The organism is Citrobacter sp. LST-B2 (assembly GCF_057983045.1).
Genome location: NZ_CP192598.1, coordinates 993047 through 1006603, shown reverse-complemented (window position 1 = coordinate 1006603; position 13557 = coordinate 993047). Strand labels below are relative to the sequence as shown.

The window sequence follows — 13557 nt, the reverse complement described above, 5'->3', positions numbered from 1 at the left end:
TCAGTCCGCCAACTCCAGAATTCGTACCACCAACTGCGAGAAACTCATCCCCGCCTGACGCGCCGCCATCGGCACCAGGCTGTGGCTGGTCATACCCGGAGAGGTATTCGCTTCCAGCAGATAAAACTGGCCATCGTTATCCAGCATGACGTCAATGCGACCCCAGCCTTTACAGCCCAGGGTTGTCCATGCTTTCAGCACGACTGCCTGTAAAATATCTTCTTGCTCGCTTTCCAGACCTGCAGGGCAGAAATACTGTGTCTCATCAGACAGATACTTCGCCTCATAATCATAGAAGGTTCCGGCAGGTTGGATACGAATTGCGGGTAAAATTTCTTCACCCAGTATCGCGACCGTAAATTCCGGACCGCTGAGCCATTTCTCGATCAGAACTTCTTCATCATGCTGAAATGCCAGCGTTAATGGATCCTGTAAAGTGTCATATTCTGACACTTTCGACATTCCCACACTGGATCCTTCACGGCTGGGCTTCACAATCAGCGGTAAACCCAGCGCAGAAATTTGCTTAACCAGTTCTTCATCAAGACCTTTTTCAAACTGAGATCGCGTCAGCGCGACCCATGGCGCGACAGGTAATCCCGCCCCCTGCCACAGCAGCTTGCTGCGCAGTTTATCCATGGAGATCGCCGATGCCATCACGCCGCTGCCGGTATAAGGCAAACCAACCAGCTCCAGCAGTCCCTGTAAGGTTCCGTCTTCCCCACCACGGCCATGCAGGGCGATAAAGACTTTCTGAAAGCCCATTGATTTCAGCAGCGTCACGTCGACCTCTTTCGGGTCGACCGGATGTGCATCCACGCCGCCTTCCCGTAATCCGGCCAACACTGCCGCGCCGGAATTCAGCGACACATCACGTTCAGCAGAGGTACCGCCCAGCAGGACCGCGATTTTATCAGCCATGTTGTTCGTCCTCCTGAATTTGCGGCTTCAGTTTGATTTCGGCTAAGGAACGCGCGATTTTGCCGATATTTCCCGCGCCCTGTACCAGAATCAAATCGTTGCCGGTTAATACCGGTGCCAGCATTTCTGCGACCTGCGCCGGATCGGAAACCAGAATCGGGTCGATTTTACCGCGACCACGAATAGTGCGGCACAGTGAACGGCTGTCCGCTCCTGGAATCGGCGCTTCACCCGCTGCGTAGACATCCAGCATCAGCAACGCATCAACCTGGGTCAGCACGTTGGCAAAGTCGTCATACAGATCACGCGTACGCGTGAAACGGTGTGGCTGAAACAGCATCACCAGATTTTTGTCCGGCCATCCCGCCCGCGCCGCTTTAATGGTCGCATCCACTTCCGTCGGGTGATGCCCGTAATCATCCACCAGCATTGCCGTACCGGCTTTACCGTTCACCGGCTCGAGCGGGTACTCACCGAGGAAGTCGAAGCGCCGCCCGGTCCCCTGGAAGCTTTCCAACGCACGCAGGATCGCATCGTCTGCAATACCTTCTTCCGTCGCAACTGCCACGGCCGCCGCCGCGTTCAGGGCGTTATGGCGACCTGGCGCATTCAACGTGACGCGCAGGTCTTGCATCCCCTGGCGCAGCAGGGTGAAGTGCCCTTGCGGGCCCACCTGCTGATAATCTTCGACGCGAACGTCTGCGTCATCGCTAAAGCCATAAGTAGTGGTCTGACGGCCCACACGCGGCAAGAGCTCGCGGATCACCGGATCGTCAACACACATCACCGCACGACCATAAAACGGCAGGTTGTGCAGGAAATTAATAAACGTCTGCTTTAAATTTTCGAAATCGCCATGGTAGGTATCCATGTGGTCGGCTTCGATGTTGGTGACAATCGCCACCATCGGCTGCAGATGAAGGAATGACGCGTCGCTCTCATCCGCTTCCGCAATTAAGTAACGGCTATGGCCCAGACGCGCATGCACGCCTGCCGCTTTCACCAGACCGCCGTTAACGAAAGTGGGATCCAGTCCCGCTTCCGCGTAAATACTGGAGACCATCGCGGTGGTGGTCGTTTTACCGTGCGTCCCGGCAATCGCGATGCCATGACGAAAACGCATCAGCTCCGCCAGCATCTCCGCGCGGCGGATCACTGGGATGCGCGCTTCATGCGCCGCCACAATCTCCGGGTTATCAGCCGAGATGGCGCTGGAGACCACAACCACACTCGCATCTCGCACGTTTTCCGGGCGATGGTTGAAATAAATCGTTGCTCCCAGGTTCGTCAACTGCTGCGTCACCGGGTTAGGCGCTAAATCTGAACCACTGATCTGATACCCTTCATTGGCCAGAACTTCGGCAATACCGCCCATCCCGGCACCACCGATGCCGACAAAGTGGATGTGCCGAACGCGACGCATTTCGGGCACGATAGAACGCAGTTTTGCCAGTTGTTGTGTATTCATTCTTTACGCCATTCACTTCTCAATTCAGGCGATGCAAAAGGCACCGCTACAATTACGCCCGGGCAGCCCGGATCACTTCATTTGCGACACGCTCGGTGGCATCCGGAATGGATGCAGCGCGGGCACGTTCTGCCATGGTTAACAAACTTTCTCGCGACCACCCGCACAGGGTGCTGGCGACGGCATCCACAGTAAACTGCGGCTGCTCGAGAATTTTGGCTGCGCCCGCTTTTTCCAGCGGCAGCGCATTCCAGTACTGCTGTCGGTCTTTATGTTGAAACGGCACAAACAGCGCCGGTAAACCGGCGGCGGCAATCTCACTTACCGTCAATGCGCCAGAACGACAGACCACCACATCGGCCCACGCGTAGGCGGCCGCCATGTCATCAATAAATTCCGTTACCTTATGCTGGGGTTGCCCCACGTCGGCATAGGCCTGTTCTACGGTCTGCTGCGCGCCTTTCCCGCTCTGATGCCAGATAGTCACCGCATCACCCAGTCTGGCGGCAACCTGCGGCAGGGTCTGGTTCAGCACGCGAGCGCCCTGCGATCCGCCGACCACCAGCACACGAATCGGACCTTCGCGTCCGGCAAGACGATCCTGCGGCAACGGCAGCGCCAGCACGTCTGTACGTACCGGGTTCCCGACCACTTCCGCATTCGGAAACGCGCCAGGAAACGCCTGCATGACCTTGGTAGCAATTCTCGCCAGCCATTTATTCGTTAACCCGGCGATACCATTTTGCTCGTGCAACACGACTGGAATGCCCAGTGACCACGCGGCCAGACCGCCGGGACCGGAAACATACCCGCCCATCCCCAGCACCACATCGGGGTTAAAACTTTTCATGATTGCGCGCGCCTGACGCCATGCGTTGAAAATACGCAAAGGGGCGGCCAACAGCGCTTTCACGCCTTTTCCGCGCAATCCGGAGATACGGATGAAGTCAATATCGATGCCATGCTTAGGGACTAAATCCGCTTCCATACGATCTGCGGTACCCAGCCAGCGAACTTCCCAGCCCTGGGACATTAAATGGTGCGCGACCGCCAGTCCCGGGAACACGTGCCCGCCGGTACCGCCCGCCATCACCATTAACCGCTTCGCTTGACCACTCATCGTGAACCTCGTGTAAACGCCTGTGCTTTTTCCAGGCGCGTTTCATAATCAATTCGCAACAAAAACATGATGGCCGTCGACATAATCAGCAAACTCGAGCCACCATAACTGATGAGCGGCAGTGTCAGACCTTTAGTTGGCAGCATGCCTGCCGCCGCACCGACGTTCACCAGAGCCTGAAAACTAAACCAGATACCGATGGAACAGGCCAAAAATCCGGAAAAACGGTGGTCGATCTCCAGCGCTTTGCGGCCAATCGACATCGCGCGAAAAGCGACGAAGAATACCATTAAAAGCGCCAATACCACACCGATATAACCCAGTTCTTCCCCAATGATGGCGAAGATAAAGTCCGTATGCGCTTCCGGCAGATACTCCAGTTTCTGTACCGAGTTGCCCAGCCCCTGCCCCCACATTTCACCGCGACCGAATGCCATCAGTGACTGGGTAAGCTGGTATCCGCTACCAAACGGATCTTCCCACGGGTTCCAGAACGAGGTTACGCGGCGAATACGATACGGTTCGGCGAGAATCAGCAGTACGACCGCAGAAATCCCCATGCCGATAATGGCAATGAACTGCCACAACTTTGCCCCAGCCAGAAACAGCATCGCCAGCGTGGTCACGAACAGCACGACCACCGTACCGAGGTCAGGTTGCGCCAGCAACAGGATCGCCAGTACCAGAATCACGCCCATCGGCTTTAAAAAGCCGCGCAGGTTATTACGAACTTCGTCAACCTTGCGCACCAGGTAGTTCGCCAGATAGCAGAACAGCGACAGCTTGGTAAATTCCGCAGGCTGAATACGCAGAGGACCTAATGCAATCCAACGCGATGCGCCGTTCACCGAACTCCCTACCACCAGCACGATCAACAGCATGATGATCGAGGCGATCAGCATCGTGGTACTGTATTTCTGCCAGAACTCCATCGGCAGACGCAGCGTGATCATCGCCAGACAAAATGCCAGAAAAATATAGAGCGCATCACGCTTGGCAAACAGAAACGGATCGCCCGCCAGACGCTGCCCAACGGGCATGGATGCCGACGTCACCATGATGAAACCGATCGCCGCAAGGCCTAACGTCAGCCATAGCAGCACGCGATCGTACATGATCAGACTGTCAGAATCTTTGTCCCGTGAGGCCATCACCCAGCCTTTAAGCGCCGCAAAGATCCATCCCAGGATGCCAAATCCCGGCAGGCGCGGCAGTCTCAGGCGAGGGAGAGATAAACGCATCAACCCAGCTCCTTCGCCAGACGGGTAAAGACATCACCCCGTTGCTCAAAATTCTTAAACTGATCGAGGCTGGCGCAGGCCGGAGACAACAGCACCATATCGCCTGACTTCACGCGCGGCGCCAGCAGGCGCATCGCCTCTTCCATCGTCTCGGTTTGTTCCGCAATTTCCGGGCGCAGCGCCGCCAGTTGCGCGCCATCCCGACCAAAACAGTACAACCGCACGCGATCGCCTTCCAGATAACGACTCAGCGAAGAGAAGTCCGCCGATTTACCATCGCCGCCCAGCAACAAATGCAGCGTGCCATCAACATGCAGGCCGTTCAGCGCCGCTTCGGTGCTGCCGACGTTGGTCGCTTTCGAGTCGTTAATCCAGCGCACACCGTTATGATCCAGCGCTAACTGGAACCGATGCGCCAGACCAGTGAACGTCGTCAGCGCTTTCAGGCTGCTGGCGCGCGGTAAACCTGCCGCATCCGCCAGCGCCAGCGCCGCCAGCGCGTTGGTGTAGTTATGCTGGCCGGAAAGCTTCATCTCTTTCACGTTCAGCACTTTCTCACCCTTCACCCGCAGCCAGGTCTCACCCTGCTGACGGTTAAGGTGATAATCGCCCATGTTGACGCCAAAGCTCACACAGCGCGCATCGGCTCCACGAATCGGCATCGTCAACGCATCATCGGCATTGACCACACAGACTTTCGCATTCTCGTAAACGCGCAGTTTTGCCGCGCGATACTGTTGTAAACCAAACGGATACCGGTCCATGTGATCTTCAGTAACGTTCAGAATAGTAGCCGCGGCCGCCTGCAGGCTGAACGTGGTTTCCAGCTGGAAGCTGGAGAGTTCAAGGACATACAGTTCGCGTTCTGCATCCAGCAGCATCAAGGCGGGCAGGCCAATGTTGCCGCCAACGCCGACGTTCACACCTGCCGCTTTCGCCATTTCACCTACCAGCGTCGTGACGGTGCTTTTCCCGTTCGAACCGGTGATCGCCACAATCGGTGCCTGCGCTTCACGGCAAAACAATTCGATATCGCCAACAATCTCAACACCCGCATCAGCCGCTGCGCTCAGTGACGGATGCGCGAGGGCGATACCAGGGCTTGCCACAATCAGATCCGCCGCCAGCAGCCAGTCGTCGTTCAGACTGCCGACATGACGCTCTACTGCCTCCGGTAACTTATCCAGTCCCGGCGGTGTCGCACGGGTATCCATCACGCGAGGGGTTACGCCACGAGCGAGGAAAAAGTCCACGCAAGAGAGTCCGGTTAATCCCAGACCGATAATGACGACGTTTTTACCCTGGTAATCAGCCATGATTAACGTACCTTCAGCGTTGCCAGGCCAATCAGGACCAGCATCAGCGAAATAATCCAGAAGCGCACAATCACGCGCGGTTCCGGCCAGCCTTTCAGTTCATAGTGGTGATGAATCGGCGCCATGCGGAAGATACGCTGCCCGCGCAACTTGAAGGAACCGACCTGCAATATCACCGACAAGGTCTCCACGACAAATACCCCACCCATGATCACCAGCAGGAACTCCTGACGCAGCAGCACGGCGATAATGCCAAGCGCGCCGCCCAGCGCCAGCGATCCGACGTCGCCCATGAAGACCTGCGCCGGATAGGTGTTAAACCACAGAAATCCTAAGCCCGCGCCGACAATCGCCGTACAGACGATTACCAGTTCGCCGGCATGACGTAAGTACGGAATATGCAGATAGTTGGCAAAATTCATGTTACCGGTCGCCCACGCCACCAGCGCGAATCCCCCCGCGACGAAGACAGTTGGCATAATCGCCAGACCATCCAGACCGTCAGTCAGGTTCACCGCATTACCGGTGCCGACAATCACGAAATACGCCAGCAGAACGTAGAACAGCCCCAACTGCGGCATGACGTCTTTGAAGAACGGCACCACCAGCTCTGTCGCTGGCGTGTCTTTCCCGGCGAGGTACAGTGCGAAAGCAACACCCAGCGCAATGACCGACATCCAGAAGTATTTCCAGCGCGCAATCAGGCCTTTGGTGTCTTTGCGGACCACTTTGCGGTAGTCATCGACGAAGCCGATAATGCCGTAACCAATCAACACCACCAATACGCACCAGACGTACGGGTTTGACGGGTAGGCCCACAGCAGAACGGAAATAACGATCGCCGTCAGGATCATGATCCCACCCATCGTCGGCGTGCCGCGCTTGCTGAAGTGGGACTCCGGACCATCGTTACGTACAACCTGACCGAAGGAGAGTTTTTGCAGACGGGCGATCATGCGCGGGCCCATCCACAATGAGATGAACAGTGCGGTCAGCAGGCTGACAATGGCGCGAAACGTCAGATAGGAAAAGACGTTAAAGCCGGAATAATATTTGACCAAATGTTCGGCCAGCCAAACTAGCATGATCCTTTCTCCTGTAATGCGCGTACGACCTCTTCCATGGCGGCACTACGTGAACCTTTCACCAAAATGGTAATTATCTGTTGCTCTGCAATCAGCGTCTGCAGACGCGCGATCAGCGCGGCTTTATCCGCAAAATGTTCGCCGACGCCACTCGCATCGCTGATAGCCTTGCTCAGTTTCCCTGAACTCAATACGCAGTCGATGCCTGCCGCTTTCGCCGCCTCACCGACCTGCACGTGGCAGGCTTCGCTTTCTGCGCCCAGTTCGGCCATATCGCCGACAATCAGCACACGGTAACCCGGCATTTCGGACAGCACCTGTACCGCGGCGGTCATTGACCCGACGTTGGCGTTATACGAATCATCAAGCAGCAGTTGGTTTTCCGCTAACTGGACAGGGAACAGACGGCCCGGTACCGCTTTTAAATTTGCCAGACCGGTTTTGATCGCCTCCAGCGTCGCGCCAACAGCCATCGACAACGCTGCCGCCGCCAGGGCATTGGCGATATTGTGACGTCCGGGCAATGGCAGCAGTACATCAATGCTTCCGCCAGGCGTTTGCAGTAAAAATTCGGTGCCATGTGACGTCACATGGACATTGGTGGCAGTGAAATCGCTGTTGGTAGCATTCGGTGAAAAACGCCAGACTTTTCGATCGCCGATAATGTTCTGCCAGTTCAACCAGTCATTGTTATCGGCATTCATAATGGCAATGCCGTTTTCAGGCAGACCGGTAAAAATTTCGCCCTTCGCCTTCGCCACTCCCGCCAGCGAACCGAAGCCTTCCAGATGCGCCGCCGCCAGGTTGTTGACCAGTGCCGCTTCCGGACGCGTCAGGCTGACGGTCCAGGCGATTTCGCCCTGGTGGTTGGCACCTAACTCAATGACCGCATAGTCATATTCCTGGGTTAAGCGCAGCAGCGTCATCGGTACGCCAATGTCGTTATTCAGGTTGCCTGCGGTATAGAGCGTATTGCCACACTGGCTGAGAATCGCCGCCGTCATCTCTTTCACAGAGGTTTTACCGGACGAGCCGGTTAACGCCACCACGCGTGCCGGAACCTGAGCGCGAACCCACGCAGCCAGTTCGCCGAAGGCCAGACGGGTGTCTTGCACAATCACCTGTGGCAAATCAACCGCCAGCGGACGGCTAACCAAGAGCGCGCCCGCCCCCCCCTCTTTTGCCTGTTCGGCAAAATCGTGAGCATCAAAACGTTCGCCTTTGAGCGCCACAAACAGGCAGCCCGGCGTCAGCTTACGCGTATCGGTGGTGACGGCATCAAGGGACAGATCGCCCCCTTTCAGTTCGCCGCCGAGAATACCGGCGAGTTGGCTGAGCGTTACGCGAATCATGCGATCACCCCCAGCAGGCGCGCCGCAGTTACGCGGTCGGAATAGTCGAGACGCTGCGTACCGACAATCTGGTAATCCTCGTGCCCTTTACCTGCCACCAGCACGACATCGTTATCTTTCGCCTGCATAATGGCGTTGGTCACCGCTTCGGCACGGCCTTCCATCACTTTTGCACGACCAGCATCCAGCATACCTGCCAGAATGTCGTCGATAATGGCGCGCGGCTCTTCAGTACGTGGGTTGTCGTCCGTTACGACCACAACATCAGCGAACTCTTCGGCAATCGCCCCCATCAGTGGGCGCTTCCCTTTGTCACGATCGCCGCCGCAGCCAAAGACGCACCAGAGTTGCCCGGTGCAGTGCAGACGCGCCGCCTGTAGCGCTTTTTCCAGCGCATCAGGGGTATGGGCATAATCGACAACCACGGTGGTTTTACCCGGCGCGCTAAAGACTTCCATACGCCCGCAAACGGGTTGCAGACGCGCAGCAGTTTTCAACAAGTCAGCCAGTAGATAGCCCAGCGCCAGCAGCGTGGCCAGCGCCAGCAACAGATTACTGACGTTAAACGCGCCCATCAGACGGCTTTCAATTTCACCCTCGCCCCAGCTTGAGGCGAAGCGGATGGTCGCGCCGCTGTCGTGATAATTCACCTCAACGGCCTTCAGCCACCGGCCATGACAGTTAGGGTTAATATGATCTTCCATTGAGACGGCCACGGCATCCGGCAGTTTCGCCAGCCAACGGCGACCGACTTCATCATCCGCGTTGATAATTGCCTGCCCACAACGGTGCGTGGAGAAAAGTAGCCATTTCGCGGCTTCGTAATGCTCCATATCGCCATGATAATCCAGATGGTCACGGCTTAAATTGGTAAACACCGAGGCGGCAAATTTCAGCGCCGCGACGCGATGCTGCACCAGACCGTGGGAAGAGACTTCCATCGCGCATAAGGTCGCGCCCTGCTCGACCAGTCCCGCCAGCACCTGCTGAACGTCTACGGCCGAGCCGGTGGTATTTTCCGTTGGGATCACTTTACCGAGCAGGCCGTTGCCTACCGTGCCCATCACTGCGCTAGTTTCGCCGAGCAGTTGGCTCCACTGCGCCAGCAGTTGGGTCGTGGTGGTTTTACCGTTCGTGCCGGTGACGCCGACCAGACGCATGTTTTCAGATGGCTCGTGATAGAAGCGGCCCGCCAACGCAGATAAACGCTCGTTAAGCTGGCTGAGATAGATAACCGGTACGCCGTGCATTTCACGCACTTCACCGTCGGTTGCCTCGTCTTTTGCCTCTGCAATAATGGCAGCCACACCTTGCGCTATCGCCTGCGGGATATATCGACGCCCGTCCGCCTGATGACCTTTCACTGCCACAAAGAGATCGCCCGCCGCAGCCACACGGCTGTCGAGTGTCATCTCTCGCAGTTCTCGCGCAGGTAAACCTGATACCCACGGAGCAAGAAGGTCGCGCAAATTACGATCTGCCACCTGTTCCCTCGCCTTGATTAATTACGAATTCACTTTTTTCGCCCGTTGCCAGCGCATCCGGTTCGATGTTCATGGTGCGCAGAACGCCGCCCATGATGGCACCGAATACCGGCGCGGAAACGGCGCCGCCGTAGTATTTACCCGCCTGCGGATCGTTGATAACAACAACCAGCGCGAAGCGCGGCTGACTCGCAGGCGCAACGCCTGCGGTATAAGCAATGTATTTGTTGATATAGCGGCCATCCGGACCAACTTTCTTCGCGGTACCGGTTTTAATGGCGATGCGATAACCTTTAATCGCCGCCTTCACCCCACCGCCGCCCGGCAACGCCACGCTTTCCATCATGTGCACAACGGTACGTACGGTCGATTCCGGGAAAATGCGCTCGCCGGGAACCGGGGGATCCACTTTGGTAATCGACAGCGGACGATAAACGCCATAGCTGCCAATCGTTGCGTAGACTCGCGCTAACTGTAACGGGGTTACCATTAGCCCGTAGCCGAAAGAGAAGGTGGCCCTCTCTATGTCAGACCACCGTTGTTTTTGAGGATATAAGCCACTGCGTTCTCCGACCAACCCCAAATTGGTCGCCTTTCCTAGCCCAAAACGTGAGTAAGTATCTACTAACGCTGAGGACGGCATCGCTAACGCCAGCTTAGAAACACCGACGTTACTCGACTTCTGTAAAACCCCGGTCAGGGTCAATTCGCTGTAGCGCGCCACGTCTTTGATTTCGTGGCCATTAATTCGGTAGGGAACGGTATTGAGCACGCTGTTTTCCCGCACCACGCCGCGCTGGAGCGCGGTCATCACCACCATCGGTTTGACGGTAGAACCCGGCTCGAAAACGTCGGTAATGGTACGGTTACGCATCGCGTCTTTTGGCGTGCCGCTCAGGTTGTTCGGGTTGTAGGACGGGCTGTTCGCCATTGCCAGCACTTCGCCGGTACTCACATCAACCAGCACCGCGCTCCCGGATTCTGCCTTGTTAAACGCCACCGCATTGTTCAGTTCGCGATACACCAGCGCCTGTAGGCGTTCATCAATGCTCAGCGCGAGGTTATGCGCCGCCTGGCTGTCGGTAGAAGAGATATCTTCAATGACGCGACCGTAGCGGTCTTTACGCACAATACGCTCGCCCGGTTGACCGGTGAGCCATTTGTCAAAACTCTTCTCAACGCCTTCAATCCCCTGGCTATCCACGTTGGTAAAACCAATGAGGTGAGCGGTCACTTCGCCGGAAGGATAGTAACGACGGGACTCTTCGCGCAGATAAATACCCGGCAGCTTTAGCTTTTTGATGTAATCCGCCATATCCGGGTTTAACTGACGCGCCAGATAGATAAAACGCCCTTTTGGGTTGGCGTTGATCCGGGCAGACAGTTGGTCGAGGGGAATATTCAGGGCAGTGGAGAGCGCTCTCCAGCGGTCGCCAACGGTAATGCCCCCGGCTTCATGCACCTCTTTTGGATCGGCCCAGATAGCTTTCACCGGTACGCTGACGGCCAGCGGACGGCCCGAACGGTCGGTGATCATACCGCGCGACGTTGCCACTTCCTGTACGCGAAGCGAACGCATGTCGCCCTGACGGACCAGCATGTCCGGCGCGATAATCTGCAGCCAGGCGACGCGGCCCAGCAAGAAACCCAGCGCCAGTAAAATGCAGCCGCACAGCAACGCAAAACGCCAACTGATAAAGTTGGCCTGTTCTTCCTGACGTTTTGGTTTTAGCGTTTTTGCCGCTGCTTTCATGCGTCGCGTTTTTCCTTATTTTTGCACTACGATATTTTCTTGTGAGGGATCAACATGCTGCATTTGCAGCTTCTCCGTTGCGATCCGTTCAACCCGGCTATGATCGCCGAGGGCATTCTCCTCAAGAATCAGGTTGCGCCACTCGATATCCAGCGCATCGCGCTCCAGAACCAGTTGTTCGCGTTGCGCAGTCAGTAATCGTGTGTGGTGCGCGGTTGTTACCACCGTCACCGCCGTCACAATGATGCAAATGAACAGGCAGAGTGGCAGCTTCCCAAATCGCAAAAGATCGTCACCGATCACGCCAGGCAAAGCATGGCGCTCGTTGCTTCCAATCGATCCCTTAACTTTGCTGAGGGCCTCTGTCACTCTGCTGATCATGCGTTCGTCCTCTCTGCAATACGCAGAACTGAACTACGGGCACGAGGATTCTCTGCAACCTCTTCTTCACCCGGCATCAACTTGCCTAATGCTCTTAGCTCACGACCGCCCAGTTTTTTGAGCTGCTCTTCCGTCATCGGTAATCCTGCCGGAACCTGCGGACCACGGCTTTGCTCACGCATAAAGCGTTTCACAATGCGGTCTTCCAGCGAGTGGAAACTGATGACAGAAAGCCGCCCCCCCGGGGCCAGCACGCTGAGCGAGCTTTTTAGCGCCTGCTCTATCTCCTCCAGTTCACTGTTCACCCAGATGCGCACCGCCTGGAAGGTACGGGTCGCGGGATGTTTGAATTTGTCTTTCACCGGCGTTGCCGCCGCGACCACTTCCGCCAGTTCTTTCGTGCGGGTCATGGGCTGTTCGCGGTTGCGCTCAACGATGGCGCGGGCAATACGTTTGGCAAAACGCTCTTCGCCAAAGGTTTTCAGCACCCAGGCGATATCGGCTTCTTCTGCGGTTTGCAGCCATTCAGCAGCCGACTGGCCGCGAGTGGGATCCATGCGCATATCCAGCGGGCCGTCACGCATGAAAGAAAAACCGCGCTCAGCGTCGTCAAGCTGCGGTGAAGAGACGCCAAGATCGAGAAGAATCCCGTCGATCTTGCCGGTCAGTTCGCGCTCGCCAACATAGTCAGCCAGCGCGGAGAAAGGTCCATGAATGATGGAGAAGCGAGGATCATTGATGGTCTGGGCGACGGCGATCGCCTGCGGATCGCGATCGATTGCCAGCAGACGTCCCTCTTCGCCAAGCTGCGAGAGAATGAGACGCGAGTGACCACCGCGACCAAATGTTCCATCAATGTAGATGCCATCAGGACGAATATTGAGACCGTTTACGGCCTCGTCCAGCAGCACCGTGGTGTGTTTAAAATTTTCCATCATCTTATAGAGACAAGTCCTGCAGGCGCTCCGACAACGTCCCGGTCGCACTCTGCTCAGCGTCGATATCTTCCTTGACCTGTTGATACCAGGTCGTTTCATCCCACAGTTCAAACTTATTGAACTGTCCAACCAGCATCACTTCTTTTGTCAGCCCGGCATGTTGCCGCAGGACAGGCGCCACCAACAATCGCCCGGCACTGTCCATCTGACATTCACTGGCATGCCCCAACAGTAAACGCTGCACACGGCGTTCTACCGGGTTCATGCTCGACAGACGCGATAATTTTTGCTCGATAATTTCCCATTCAGGCAGGGGGTAAAGCAGCAGGCACGGGTGATGGATGTCAATGGTACAAACCATTTGACCGGTAGCACTCTCGATCAGTTGATCCCGGTAACGGGTAGGCACAGATAAGCGCCCTTTACTGTCGAGATTGACTAACGTTGCTCCCCGGAACATGCCAGTCTCCCCCCTCATTACCACTTTGCCCCACAAAT

Annotated in this window: 12 protein-coding genes; all 12 read right to left on the bottom strand. The window is 56.4% G+C overall.

Annotated elements, in window-relative coordinates; translation table 11 throughout:
• Genes ACQ0PY_RS04860 through mraZ form a run of 12 tightly spaced genes read right to left on the bottom strand, consistent with a single transcriptional unit; the run spans nt 1 to nt 13519 of the window.
• A complete protein-coding gene (locus ACQ0PY_RS04860) occupies nt 1-921 on the bottom strand; it encodes a D-alanine--D-alanine ligase (protein WP_109739877.1) in 921 nt (306 codons plus the stop codon).
• A complete protein-coding gene (murC, locus tag ACQ0PY_RS04855) occupies nt 914-2389 on the bottom strand; it encodes a UDP-N-acetylmuramate--L-alanine ligase (RefSeq protein WP_042997934.1) in 1476 nt (491 codons plus the stop codon). The genes ACQ0PY_RS04860 and murC overlap by 8 nt, the downstream gene beginning before the upstream one ends.
• A 52-nt stretch (nt 2390-2441) precedes the next feature.
• Nucleotides 2442-3509: an undecaprenyldiphospho-muramoylpentapeptide beta-N-acetylglucosaminyltransferase gene (gene murG / locus ACQ0PY_RS04850; RefSeq protein ID WP_044255477.1), complete on the bottom strand. Its 1068-nt coding sequence runs from the start codon at nt 3507-3509 to the stop codon at nt 2442-2444.
• Complete coding sequence (gene ftsW / locus ACQ0PY_RS04845; RefSeq protein ID WP_042997936.1) at nt 3506-4750, bottom strand: cell division protein FtsW; 1245 nt, start codon at nt 4748-4750, stop codon at nt 3506-3508. Before ftsW ends, murG begins: the two co-directional genes overlap by 4 nt.
• Entirely contained in the window at nt 4750-6066 is a 1317-nt protein-coding gene (gene murD / locus ACQ0PY_RS04840; RefSeq protein WP_042997937.1) for a UDP-N-acetylmuramoyl-L-alanine--D-glutamate ligase, read from the bottom strand. The genes ftsW and murD overlap by 1 nt, the downstream gene beginning before the upstream one ends.
• A 2-nt stretch (nt 6067-6068) precedes the next feature.
• A complete protein-coding gene (gene mraY / locus ACQ0PY_RS04835) occupies nt 6069-7151 on the bottom strand; it encodes a phospho-N-acetylmuramoyl-pentapeptide-transferase (protein WP_042997938.1) in 1083 nt (360 codons plus the stop codon).
• Nucleotides 7145-8503, bottom strand: a complete 1359-nt coding sequence (murF, locus tag ACQ0PY_RS04830; RefSeq protein ID WP_044255486.1) for a UDP-N-acetylmuramoyl-tripeptide--D-alanyl-D-alanine ligase — start codon at nt 8501-8503, stop codon at nt 7145-7147. The genes mraY and murF overlap by 7 nt, the downstream gene beginning before the upstream one ends.
• Nucleotides 8500-9987, bottom strand: coding sequence for a UDP-N-acetylmuramoyl-L-alanyl-D-glutamate--2,6-diaminopimelate ligase (gene murE, locus ACQ0PY_RS04825; RefSeq protein ID WP_109739876.1), 1488 nt, complete (start codon nt 9985-9987; stop codon nt 8500-8502). Before murE ends, murF begins: the two co-directional genes overlap by 4 nt.
• Nucleotides 9974-11740: a peptidoglycan glycosyltransferase FtsI gene (gene ftsI, locus ACQ0PY_RS04820; RefSeq protein ID WP_042997941.1), complete on the bottom strand. Its 1767-nt coding sequence runs from the start codon at nt 11738-11740 to the stop codon at nt 9974-9976. The genes murE and ftsI overlap by 14 nt, the downstream gene beginning before the upstream one ends.
• 15 nt (nt 11741-11755) lie before the next feature.
• Nucleotides 11756-12121, bottom strand: a complete 366-nt coding sequence (ftsL, locus tag ACQ0PY_RS04815) for a cell division protein FtsL (protein ID WP_012904474.1) — start codon at nt 12119-12121, stop codon at nt 11756-11758.
• Nucleotides 12118-13059, bottom strand: a complete 942-nt coding sequence (gene rsmH, locus ACQ0PY_RS04810) for a 16S rRNA (cytosine(1402)-N(4))-methyltransferase RsmH (protein WP_044255494.1) — start codon at nt 13057-13059, stop codon at nt 12118-12120. Before rsmH ends, ftsL begins: the two co-directional genes overlap by 4 nt.
• A gap of 1 nt (nt 13060) precedes the next feature.
• Entirely contained in the window at nt 13061-13519 is a 459-nt protein-coding gene (gene mraZ / locus ACQ0PY_RS04805) for a division/cell wall cluster transcriptional repressor MraZ (protein WP_044255498.1), read from the bottom strand.
• Nucleotides 13520-13557 lie beyond the last annotated feature (38 nt).

Coding starts and splice junctions, on each gene's coding strand:
- ACQ0PY_RS04860 (WP_109739877.1), bottom strand. CDS start 921: ATGGCTGATAAAATCGCGGTCCTGCTGGGCGGTACCTCTGCTGAACGT.
- murC (WP_042997934.1), bottom strand. CDS start 2,389: ATGAATACACAACAACTGGCAAAACTGCGTTCTATCGTGCCCGAAATG.
- murG (WP_044255477.1), bottom strand. CDS start 3,509: ATGAGTGGTCAAGCGAAGCGGTTAATGGTGATGGCGGGCGGTACCGGC.
- ftsW (WP_042997936.1), bottom strand. CDS start 4,750: ATGCGTTTATCTCTCCCTCGCCTGAGACTGCCGCGCCTGCCGGGATTT.
- murD (WP_042997937.1), bottom strand. CDS start 6,066: ATGGCTGATTACCAGGGTAAAAACGTCGTCATTATCGGTCTGGGATTA.
- mraY (WP_042997938.1), bottom strand. CDS start 7,151: ATGCTAGTTTGGCTGGCCGAACATTTGGTCAAATATTATTCCGGCTTT.
- murF (WP_044255486.1), bottom strand. CDS start 8,503: ATGATTCGCGTAACGCTCAGCCAACTCGCCGGTATTCTCGGCGGCGAA.
- ftsI (WP_042997941.1), bottom strand. CDS start 11,740: ATGAAAGCAGCGGCAAAAACGCTAAAACCAAAACGTCAGGAAGAACAG.
- ftsL (WP_012904474.1), bottom strand. CDS start 12,121: ATGATCAGCAGAGTGACAGAGGCCCTCAGCAAAGTTAAGGGATCGATT.
- rsmH (WP_044255494.1), bottom strand. CDS start 13,059: ATGATGGAAAATTTTAAACACACCACGGTGCTGCTGGACGAGGCCGTA.
- mraZ (WP_044255498.1), bottom strand. CDS start 13,519: ATGTTCCGGGGAGCAACGTTAGTCAATCTCGACAGTAAAGGGCGCTTA.